At 74.2% G+C, this 10,473-nt stretch carries 11 protein-coding genes; 6 read left to right on the top strand and 5 right to left on the bottom strand.

The features are described from left to right. The 5 genes from HUX53_RS13240 to HUX53_RS13220 all read left to right on the top strand — a co-directional run. Positions 1–670 (top strand): 3-oxoacyl-[acyl-carrier-protein] synthase III C-terminal domain-containing protein (locus HUX53_RS13240; RefSeq protein ID WP_176403475.1); only part of this gene is annotated, 670 nt, incomplete at its 5' end. Further along, positions 663–1,892, top strand: a complete 1,230-nt coding sequence (locus HUX53_RS13235; protein WP_176403474.1) for a beta-ketoacyl synthase — start codon at positions 663–665, stop codon at positions 1,890–1,892. The genes HUX53_RS13240 and HUX53_RS13235, both read left to right, overlap by 8 nt. Before the next feature lie 154 nt (positions 1,893–2,046). Next, positions 2,047–2,937: a DUF6206 family protein gene (locus tag HUX53_RS13230; protein WP_176403473.1), complete on the top strand. Its 891-nt coding sequence runs from the start codon at positions 2,047–2,049 to the stop codon at positions 2,935–2,937. Further along, positions 2,934–3,665 (top strand): 4'-phosphopantetheinyl transferase superfamily protein, encoded by a 732-nt coding sequence (locus tag HUX53_RS13225; RefSeq protein WP_176403472.1) that lies wholly within the window; start codon positions 2,934–2,936, stop codon positions 3,663–3,665. Before HUX53_RS13230 ends, HUX53_RS13225 begins: the two co-directional genes overlap by 4 nt. Before the next feature lie 25 nt (positions 3,666–3,690). Continuing rightward, positions 3,691–4,806 (top strand): RedV protein, encoded by a 1,116-nt coding sequence (locus HUX53_RS13220; RefSeq protein ID WP_176403471.1) that lies wholly within the window; start codon positions 3,691–3,693, stop codon positions 4,804–4,806. Between the two features lie 8 nt (positions 4,807–4,814). Here the strand turns inward: HUX53_RS13220 and HUX53_RS13215 are convergent, their stop codons facing one another. The 5 genes from HUX53_RS13215 to HUX53_RS13195 form a co-directional block, all read right to left on the bottom strand. After that, entirely contained in the window at positions 4,815–5,390 is a 576-nt protein-coding gene (locus HUX53_RS13215; protein ID WP_176403470.1) for a TetR/AcrR family transcriptional regulator, read from the bottom strand. Positions 5,391–5,397: 7 nt separating this feature from the next. Then, complete coding sequence (locus tag HUX53_RS13210) at positions 5,398–7,629, bottom strand: MMPL family transporter (RefSeq protein WP_217919390.1); 2,232 nt, start codon at positions 7,627–7,629, stop codon at positions 5,398–5,400. Then, positions 7,626–8,237 (bottom strand): TetR/AcrR family transcriptional regulator, encoded by a 612-nt coding sequence (locus HUX53_RS13205; RefSeq protein ID WP_176403469.1) that lies wholly within the window; start codon positions 8,235–8,237, stop codon positions 7,626–7,628. The genes HUX53_RS13210 and HUX53_RS13205 overlap by 4 nt, the downstream gene beginning before the upstream one ends. A gap of 106 nt (positions 8,238–8,343) precedes the next feature. Further along, entirely contained in the window at positions 8,344–9,591 is a 1,248-nt protein-coding gene (gene fmdA / locus HUX53_RS13200; RefSeq protein ID WP_176403468.1) for a formamidase, read from the bottom strand. A 33-nt stretch (positions 9,592–9,624) separates the two neighbouring features. Continuing rightward, positions 9,625–9,906: an FmdB family zinc ribbon protein gene (locus HUX53_RS13195; RefSeq protein WP_176403467.1), complete on the bottom strand. Its 282-nt coding sequence runs from the start codon at positions 9,904–9,906 to the stop codon at positions 9,625–9,627. A 174-nt stretch (positions 9,907–10,080) separates the two neighbouring features. On the opposite strand from HUX53_RS13195, the gene HUX53_RS41090 reads away from it, so the two are divergent. Next, positions 10,081–10,437, top strand: a complete 357-nt coding sequence (locus HUX53_RS41090; RefSeq protein WP_176403466.1) for a helix-turn-helix transcriptional regulator — start codon at positions 10,081–10,083, stop codon at positions 10,435–10,437. The last annotated feature ends 36 nt before the right edge of the window (positions 10,438–10,473 follow it).

Here is a 10,473-nt window from a genome sequence, read left to right as displayed (position 1 = left end):
CTGGGTGTGGGGGCTGGGCGCCGGCGGGGGCTGGACGGCGGCGTGCATCGCCGGCCGCGTGCTGGTGGTGGGCGCCGACGCGTGCCCGGGCGTCCGCGACCCGGCCGACCGGGCCACCTCGGGGATCTGCGGGGACGGCGCGGGCGCGGTCGTGCTGCGCGGCGGCGAGCCGGCCGAACCGGGTGCGCTCGGCCCGTTCGACCTCGGCAGCGACGGCGGCGGCGCCGGCCTCATCACCGTCCGGGCGGGCGGGTCGCGGCAGCGGCTGTCGGGCGCCGAGCCCGATCCCCGCGAGCACTACTTCGCGATGGCGGGGAAGGCGGTGTTCTGGCGCGCCGTGCAGCAGATGGCGCAGTCGTCGCAGGCGGCGCTCGACCGCGCCGGATGGACGCCCGGCGACGTCGACCACCTCGTCTGCCACCAGGCCAACCAGCGGATCACCGACCACCTCGCCGACGAGCTGGGCCTGCCGCGCGAGCGGGCGGTCAGCAACATCGCCGAGGTCGGCAACACGGCCGCCGCGTCGATCCCGCTCGCGCTCGACCACGCGCACGCGGCGGGCACGCTGCGGCCCGGCGACCGGGTGCTGCTGACCGCGTTCGGCGGCGGGCTGGCCTGGGGATCGGTCACCCTGCGGTGGCCCCGGCTCGACGGGGGCCGCGATGCGTGACCGGCCCCCCGAGATCGCCGTCACCGGCCTCGGCCTCGTCACCCCGGCGGGCATCGGCACGTCCGCGACCTGGGACGGGGTGTGCGCCGGACGGTCCACGGCCGCCGCCGACCCCCGCCTCGCCGGGCTGCCCGTCGACATCGCCTGCGCCGTCCCCGGCTTCTCACCCGCCGAGCACGTCGGCCGCCGCAGCTCGCTCATGCACGACCGGCACGTCCAGCTCGCCGTCCCCGCCGCCCGGGAGGCCGTCGCGGACGCCGGCCTGGACCCGGCGAGCTGGGACGGCGCGCGGGTCGGGGTCGTCATCGGCAACGGGTCCGGCGGGCACACCTCGGCGTCCGCGCAGCACGAGCGGCTGCTGGCGCGCGGCCCCCGCGCGGTGTCGGCGCTGGTCATCCCGATGATCGTGCCGAACATGGTGGCCGGGCACCTCGCCATGGAGTTCGGCGCCACCGGCCCGAACCCGGTGACGGCGACCGCGTGCGCGTCCGGCGCCACCGCGATCGGCACCGCGAGGCGGCTGCTGCAGCGCGGCGACTGCGACGTCGTCCTCACCGGTGGCACCGAGGCGCCGGTGACGCCGCTGCTGGTCGCCGGGTTCGCGCAGATGGGCGCGCTGTCGCGCCGCACCGCCGACCCGGCCGCCGCGTCCCGGCCCTTCGACGCCGGACGCGACGGCTTCGTCATCGGCGAGGGCAGCGGCGTCCTCGTGCTGGAACGCGCCGCCGACGCGCGCGCCCGCGGCGCGCGGATCCGGGCGCGGCTCGCCGGGTACGCCGCCTCCGCCGACGCCCACCACATGACCGCGCCCGACCCGCAGGGCACGCAGGTCGTGCGCGCGGTCCGGGAGGCCCTCGCCGAGGCCGGCGCGGCGCCGGCGGACGTCGGCCACGTCAACGCGCACGGCACCTCGACCCCGCTCAACGACGCGGTGGAGGCGCACGTCGTCACCCGGCTGTTCGGCGGCGCGCCCGCCGTCACCTCGGCGAAGGGCGCCGTCGGGCACACCCTCGGCGCGGCCGGCGCGATCGAGGCGGCCCTCACCGTCCTCGCGATCGAGCACGCCACCGTCCCGCCGACCGCCAACCACGACACCCCCGACCTGGAGATCGACATCGACGTCGTGGCCGGTGCGCCGCGCGAGCGCGACATCGAGGTGGCGGTCAGCCACTCGTTCGGCTTCGGCGGCCAGAACGCCGTCCTCGTCTTCACCGGTGCCTGACCGGGCACCGGTGCACCCCCCACCGAAGGAGAGAACATGAACCTGCGCCGCGTCCTCGGCATCGCCGCCGTCCTCGCCGTCCTCGCGCTCGCCGTCCGGATGCGGTCGGCGCGCGGTCTCGACGACGCCCTCGACGGGGAACTCTGAGGCCCGCATGGCGTTCACCGTCCCGGACGAGGAGCTGGCCAGGCTGGAGCGCGGCGTGCAGCGGGCGCTCATCACCACCGACGACACCGCCCTCGACGTCCTCGGCTACGGGGAGGTCACGCTCGTCCTCAGGCTCGACACGGACGCGGGCAAGTTCGCGTGCAAGCGGCTGCCCGTGTTCCCGTCCCGGCAGCGGTTCGACCGGTACCGCAGGTCACTGGACACCTACCTGTCCCGGCTGGACGAGCGGGGCCTGAAGGTGGCCGAGACGAATCTGTGGCACCGGGTCCGGCCGTCCGGGCAGATCGTGGCGTACTGCGTGCAGGAGGAGCTGCCGGGCGACCGGCTGTGCTCGAAGCTGCTGCACACCGAGAGCGAGGAGTGGGCGCGCGGCTTCTTCAAGCGGTTCCTGGACGCCGTCGACCGCGCCGTCTCGCCCGGCCTCGGGCTCGACGCGCAGGCGTCCAACTGGACCGACATCGGCGGCGACCTCGTCTACCTCGACATCACCACCCCGCTGATGCGGGACGGCGGCGGCCGGGAGCAGCTGGACGTGCGGCTGTTCTTCACCTCGCTGCCGTGGGCGCTGCGCGACGCCGTCCGGCTCTCGATGACCAGGTCGATCTTCGACAAGTTCTACTCGACGCGGGGCGTGGTCCTGGACTTCCTCGGCAACCTGCACAAGGAACGGCTCGGCGACCTCGTCCCGGTCTTCCTGGAGCAGGCGGCCGAACGCCTGGAGCGGCCCATCACCGCCGAGGAGGTCGCCGCCTACTACCGGGAGGACGCGCGGATGTGGGAGCTGATCCAGCGCCTGCGGAAGGCCGACCGGTTCTGGCACAACCGGATCCGGCGGCGGACCTACCCGTTCCTGCTCCCGCCCGACGTCGACCGTTGACCGAGCCGCTCACCGGACGCGCCGGGATCTCGGCGGACCTCGTCCCGCTGGATCCGGCGCGGCCGCTGAGCGTCGTCCACCTGCCCGGCGGCCTGACGGTCGCGGCGGTGTCGGCCGACTGGCTGGGCCGGCAGCCCGCCGAGCGGGTGGCCGCCCTGATGGCGCGCCACCTGGCCGCCGGGGAGGGCGACCGGGCCGCGACATTCCGTTCGGCCCGGCGCCGGACGGAATGGCTGGCGGGACGGCTCGCCGCCAAGCACGCCGTCCGCGCGCACACCGGAGCGCGCCGGGCGACCCGCGCGATCCGGGTCGCCGCCGTCGAGAGCGGGCCGCGCGCCGGGAAGCCGTTCGTGGACGCACCGGTCGGCATCGGCATCTCCCATTCGGGCGGGCTCGCGGTCGCGGTGTGCGGTCCTCGTCCGGTCGGGATCGACCTCGAACTGGACCGCGTGCTCTCGCCGGCCCTCGTCCGCGTGCTCCGCTCGGACGGCGTGCTCGCGGAGATGTCGCCGACCCTGCGCTGGGCCTGCAAGGAGGCGGTGCTCAAGTCCTTCGGGTTCGGGCTCCGAATCGGCTTCCGCGAGGTCGCGCTGACCGGCTGGCGGCCGGACGGCACGTTCACCTGGTCGGCCGGGCCGCGGCTCCGGGATGCGGCTCACGCGCTGCCGTGGCCACGGCACGGCTGGGCCGCCGAGATCCGCGGATACGCCTTCGCCCTCGTGTGGTGACCTCTCGCTAGCGAACGGAGCAACGATGACCGCGCAGACGCCCCCGCGCACCGCCGCCCCCGCGTTCGCGGACGCCCTGTCCGCGGCGCTCGACGTCGCCGTGCTGAGCCCGTCGTCGCACAACTGCCAGCCCTGGTGCCTCGCGCGGATGGCGAGCGCCCCGGCCCGGCGCGCGGCGGCGGCGCTGCTCGGTTCCGCCGAGGACGGGCATTTCCTCGTCCTGGCCGCCGACCGTGAGCGCAGCCTCGGCGCGCTGCCCGCGCACGCGCTGGAGATGGAGCTGAGCTGCGGCCTGTACTGGCGACTGCTCCAGCGGGCCTTGGCCGCGCAGGGGTGGACGGTCGCGCGATCTCGGCCGGCCCCCTCTGGCCTGGGCCTTCCCGATTCATGGGAGCCGCTGTGCGTCGCCGAGTTCCGCCGCGACGGGGACCCGGACGGCACCTTGGACGATCTCCGCGCCCTCGCCCGGCGCAGGCACACGAACCGGGCGCCGTTCCGTCCCGAGAAGGTCGAACCGGCGCTGCTCGCAGCGCTCGCCCGGCATCGGGGCGACGGGCTGCCGGTCGTCGTCCGGCACCTGCGGTCCTGGCCGGAACGCTCCCGGTTCACCCGCTTCGTCGCCGCGCACGGCGGACGCGACTTCGCGCACGGCGGCGCCTGGCGGGAGACGCACTCGTTCATCCGGTGGAACGCCAGCGCGGCCGACGGGTTCACCCTGGAGCACCTTTTCGGGCCGCTGCCCCCGCACGGCCGCTGGGCCCGGCGGCTCGCCCTCGCGCCGCCCGTTATGCGCGCGCTGAGCCGGGTCGGCTATCCCCGTCTCCTCGCCGGGCAGCTCGCCGCCGTCGTGCGCCGCTCGCCGGTCATCGTCCTGATGGGCCTGCCGGTCGCCGAGCCGGGCCTGCCCGACACCCTCGCGGCCGCGTCGGCGCTCGCGGACTACTGGCTGGACGCGACCGCCGCCGGGCTCGTCCTGCACCCGGTCAGCATCGTCATCCAGCACCCCGACCTCCGCCTCGCGCTCCAGCGCCGGTTCGGCATGGTCGGACGGGTGTTCTTCGTCGCGCGGCTCGGCCGTCCCGCCGCCGCGTTCCCGGCGTCCCCGCGCCGGGCACCGGCCGCCGCGTTCCGCACGCTGTAGCGCATCGCTCACCGCCCGCCCAGGCCGTCGCGGTAGACGCCGGTGCCGACCCCGGCCCAGCGGGCCGCCTCCTCCGGCCCGAGCGGGTCCCCGCCGAGGAGCCCGCGGAGCTGGTGCCGCTGCAGCAGGACGCCGAGCTCGTTCACCGTGAGCCAGGCGGCGCACAGCGACCGGTCCTCCCCGGCGCGGGCCGCGCCGGGGAGGGAGTCGAGCCAGGCGAGCTTCAGCGCGTGCCACCGCCGGAAGATCTGCCGCCCGGCCGGCTCGTCGCTCAGCAGCAGCCGGCACAGGTGGGCCAGCACCGGCGCGTCCCCGTCCAGGAAGGCGGCGAGCCGGCGCGGCAGGAAGTCCTCGCCGGCCCCCGCGGCGCTCTCCGCGAACCGCCCGAACACGGCCAGGCTGCGCTCGTTGACGGCCTCGTGCAGGCCCGCCTTCCCGCCGAAGTGGTGGACGACCAGGCTCGGCGACACCTGCGCCGCCGCCGCGACCTGCCGCAGGCTGACGTTGTCGGCGCCGTCGGCGGCGAACAGCCGCAGCGCCTGGTCGCAGATCACCGTGCGCGCCGTCCTGTCCGGGGAGTGCATCGGCGCCTCAGCCGGCCAGACGCTGCCCGGCCGCCGGGCGGACGCCGTCCTCGTTGAGCCGCGGCAGCCGCCTGCCGAGGCCCCCAGGCAGCCACCAGTTCCAGTCGCCGAACAGCTTCATCAGCGCCGGGACGAGCACCAGCCGCACCAGCGTGGCGTCCAGCGCGATCGCGACCGCCAGGGACAGGCCGAACTCCTTCAGCTCCAGGATCCCGGCCGTCAGGAACCCGCCGAACACCGCCACCATGATCGCGGCCGCGGCGGCGATGGGGCGGGCCGTGTGCTCGATGCCGGTCGCGACGGCGGCGGCGTTGTCGTGGCCGTCCTCCCATGCCTCCTTCATGCGGCGGATGAGGAAGACCTCGTAGTCCATGGACAGGCCGAACAGCAGCACGAACACCGTGATGGGCAGGTAGACCTGCAGGAACCCGGTGCTCTCGAAGCCGAGCAGGCTCTCACCGTGCCCGTGCTGGAACACCGCGACGGTGATGCCGACCGCGGCGGCGGTGACGAGCAGGTTCATCGCGACCGCCTTGATCGGCAGCGCGATGCTGCGGAACACCACGAGCAGGAACAGCAGCGACAGGCCGAGCACCAGCGCCATCACCCAGGGCAGCTTGCTGGTGGTCTCGTGCGAAAGGTCCACGAACGTGGCGGTGGCGCCGCCGACGAGCACCTCCTGGCCGGCCGCCGCGCGGGGGGCGATGTCGTGCCGGACGTCCTTGACGAGGGCCTCCGCCTGCTCCGAGTCGATCGGCACCGACGGGACGGCGTTGATCAGCACCCGCCCGGAGCCGGGCGTGGACTCGACGGCCGCGACCCGGTGGTCCTTGGCGACCAGCGACGCGAGCTGCGCGGCGTTGCGCTGCCCGGCGGCGTCCAGCGCGCCGCCGTCCGCGCCGGTGACGACGATCTGCACCGGCGACACGGCGCCGGGGCTGAAGGACCGTTCGAGGACGGCCTGCGCCTTCGCGGTCGGACGCCCGTCCAGCGACGCGGTGCCGAGGTCGATGCCGTACTTCAGCCCGGTGACGGGCAGCGCGGCGGCCACCAGCAGCGCGGCGGCGATCACGCCGAAGACGATCGGGCGCCGCATCACCAGGTGCGCCCACCGCGCCCACGGCCCGTGCTCGGCGTGCGCGCCGGGCCGGACGTCCGCCGGACGCCAGCGCTCGGGCAGCGACCCGGCGTCGACTTTCGGGCCGAGCGCCGCGAGGACGGCGGGCAGCAGGGTCAGCGCGGCGGCGAGGGTGCACACCACCGAGATCAGCACGCCGGTGGAGATCTCCCGGAAGACCGGCGCCTTCATCATGTAGAGCGAGCACACCGAGATCGCGACGACGACGCCGGAGAACAGCACGGTCCGCCCGGACGTCGCGACCGCGGCGCCGGCCGCCGCCGCGATGTCGGCGTCCCGCCGCGGCCCGTCCCGGGTCACCCCGCGCCGGGCCAGCTCCTCCCGGAACCGGCTGACGATGAACATCGCGTAGTCGATGCCGATGCCCGTCCCGATCATCGTGACGATCGTCAGCAGGAACGCGTCGAAGGTGAACCCGAACGACAGCAGGTAGATGACGCCGAAGGTGAGGACCAGCCCCGCCATCGCCAGCACCAGCGGCAGCACGGCCGCCGTCACCGCCCCGAAGGCCAGCACCATCACCACGAACGCGAGCGGCATGCCGACCGACTCGGCCCGCTCGGCGTCCGCGCTCTCCACGGCCGTCTGGTCGTTGGTGATGGGGGAGTAGCCGGTCAGGTAGGCCGCGACGCCCGCCCCGGCGGCGCCGTCGATCGCGTCCTGCAGGTCGGCCGCGCGGGTGGGGAGCTCGTGCGAGTCGCCCTTGAGCGCGACGAGGGCGAGGGCGGCGCGCCCGTCGGCGGACACCTGGCCCTGAGCCTGCGGGTCGAACGGGCCGATCACCGTGACCACGCCCGTCTCCCGCTCGGCTTGCGCGACGACCTGCTGGACGGCCGCCTTGCGCGCCGGGTCGCTGATCCGGCCCTGCGCGGTGTCGAAGACGATCACGTCCTGCTCGTCGCCGTGCCCGGCGAAGTACCGCTGGACCAACTCCGAGGCCCGGGTCGACTGCGCGCCCTCCACCCCGTAGTTGGGCGCCTTGAGCTGCTTGAAGAGGAAGGGGAAGCTCACCCCGCAGGCGATCAGCAGCACGATCCAGGTGGTGATCACCAGCCGGCGGTGCTCGGCCATCAGGGTGCCCCAGCGTCGTTGTCCCATCATCCGCCTCTCAGGAAGGTTCGCACGGCCTCGGCCGCGTCCGACAGATCGAGCTCGGGGTCGAGGATCAGGTGCAGCAGCAGGCCGTCCAGGAGCGCGGCGACGACCGTCGCCGTCCCGGACGGGGGCAGGCTCGGGGTGACCCTGCCGTCCCGCTGGTCCCGCTCGACCAGTTCGGTGAGCGCGGACCGGAACTTGCCCACCTCCGCGGACAGGGGCTCGCGCAGCGAGGGGTCGCGGCCGGACTGGCGCACGGTCTCCAGCAGCAGGGCCACCGACGGGTCCTGCAAGCCGCCGGCGGCGAACCAGCCGAGGGTGCCCTCGAACATCTCCCGGACGCTCCCGGCCCCCCGCGCCATCGCGAGGGGCTGCGCCAGCGCCCGCAGCGTCCCGGCCACGGCGGCCTGCCGCAGCACGTCGTCCTTGCCCTGGAAGTGGTAGCTGATCGCGCCGTGCGGCACCCCGGCCCGCGCGGCGATCCCGCGCATGGTGACCCGGCCCCAGCCCAGCTCGCCGATCAGCGCGGCCGCCGCGTCCAGGATCGCCGCCCGGGTCGCGGCGCCCTGCTCGGCGCTCGTTGGCCGATCGCCTTGTTCACTTGCATTGTCCACTTGGCCAAGGTACGCCCGGACCGTTGCACAGTGCAAGAGAAACGCCCCCGCCCGTTCCCGGGCGAGGGCGTTTATCGCGGCGCTGCTACGTGCTGACGGCCGGCCGCTACGTGGTGACCGCGCACTGGCCGCGGTCGGCCCGCTGCGGGCCGTCGGCGTTCGGCCGGACGTCGAAGTCGAAGATGGACGTCGGCAGGTAGAGCGAGCAGCAGGCGTTGGGGATGTCGACGACGCCGCTGAGCCGCCCCTCGATCGGTGCGGCGCACAGCAGGAGGTACGCCTGCTCGCCGGTGTAGCCGAACTTCTTCAGGTACTCGATGCCGTTCAGGACCGCGTTCCGGTAGGCCAGCGTGGCGTCGATGAAGTGGTTGGTGTCGTTCCGGTGGTCGACCGAGATGCCGATGAAGGAGATGAACTGGTCGTAGCGCGGCTCGACGTTTCCCGGCATGAAGATGGGGTTCGTCGTCACCCCGTACTTCTCCATCCCGCCCTTGATGAGGTCGATGTGCAGGTCGATGAACCCGCCCATCTCGATGGCGCCGCAGAAGGTGATCTCGCCGTCGCCCTGGCTGAAGTGCAGGTCGCCGGTGGACAGCAGGCCGCCCGGCACGAACACGGGCATGAACACCCGGGAACCGCGGCTGAAGTTCTTGATGTCCTGGTTGCCGCCGTTCTCGCGGGGCGGGACGGTGCGGGCGCCCTCACGTCCGATCCGGGCCAGGTCGTCGCCGGCGAGGTGGCCCGCGAGCACGCCCTGCGGCTCCGGCGGCAGGGCGAGCGGCGGCACCTTGCCGGGGTCGGTGTCGATGAGGGCCTGCTCGCGCGCGTTCCACCGGCCGAGCATGTCGGCGGACGGCGCGGTGCCGAACAGCCCCGGGTGCGTGATGCCGGTGAACTTGACGCCGGGGATGTGCCGGGACGTGGCCATCTGCCCGTGGAAGTCCCAGATGGCCTTGCAGGCGTTGGGGAACCAGTCGGTGAGGAACCCGCCGCCGTTGTTCCGGTCGAAGATGCCGGTGTAGCCCCAGCCCTGGCCCGCGATGTTGCCCGTCTCCTGCGGGACGGGACCGATGTCGAGGACGTCCACGATCAGCAGGTCGCCCGGCTCGGCGCCCTCCACCGCGATCGGCCCGCTGAGCATGTGGTTGACGGTGAGGTCGAGGTCCCGGATGTCGTTGGCGGAGTCGTTGTTGCCGACCTGCCCGTCCATCCACTCGCGCGACTCCACGCGGACCTCCGCCCCCGGACGCACGGTGACCGCCGCCGGGATGTCGGGATGCCACCGGTTGTGGCCGGGCACCTGCTGGTCGCGCATGGACTTCGCCTGGTCGACGCTGAACACGACATCGGGCATGTCTTCCTCCGAGATCTCTGAGCGAACCCCTGGTCAGGGACGGGGAAGCCGCCGGTGCCGCGGATCGGCGGGCGCCGCCGGCCGGCGCGGCCCCTCGGGAACCCGCCGGACCACCCGCGGCTCGTGCGCGCTCGCCTCCTGCGCCTCCAGAGCCCGTCCGAGCGAGCCGGACGCGCGCCCGACGCGCGGCGGTGTGAAGACGCGCGACGCCTCAGCGCCGCACGACGCACACGTCTCCGAAGACCCGGCCGTGCCGATCGGCCGGGAGACGTCGAACGGCCCGCACTCCGCGCAGCGGTACTGGTAGATGGCCACGGACAGCCTCCAATGCTTCCGCGACCGACCATTCCGCCGAGCACCGTCCGTAAACACGCGTGCGCCACACAGGACTCACCGGTGGAGTTGCTAACCTTGGCAATTGCGAATGTTGCTACTCCGGCGGAGGGGTACCGGGACGATGGTGCCACGGACGGCCCGCGGGTGGACGCGGTGAGCGCGCCGCTCTACCAGCTGAAAGCGGAGTTCTTCAAGACACTGGGGCACCCGGCGCGGATCCGGGTGCTGGAGCTGCTGAGCGAGCGCGACCACGCGGTGGCCGAGATGCTGCCGGAGGTGGGCATCGAGCCCGCGCACCTGTCGCAGCAGCTCGCCGTGCTGCGGCGGGCGGGCCTCGTCGTCTCGCGCAAGGAGGGGGCGACGGTCGTCTACTCGCTGACCAGCCCCCGGGTCGCGGAGCTGCTCGCGGTGGCGCGGGAGATCCTGACCGGCGTGCTGTCCGGGCAGGCGGAGCTGCTGGACGAGATGCGCTCCTCCGGGCCCGCCGGGCGGGGGCACGAGGGCGGCTGACCGGGCTTCGACGGGTGTGCGGCCTTCGCATGTTAT

It is taken from the genome of Actinomadura sp. BRA 177 (assembly GCF_013372625.1).
Taxonomy (GTDB): Bacteria; Actinomycetota; Actinomycetes; order Streptosporangiales; family Streptosporangiaceae; genus Spirillospora.
The sequence above is the reverse complement of the archived record's forward strand: the minus strand, read 5'-3'. Positions and strand labels throughout refer to the sequence as shown.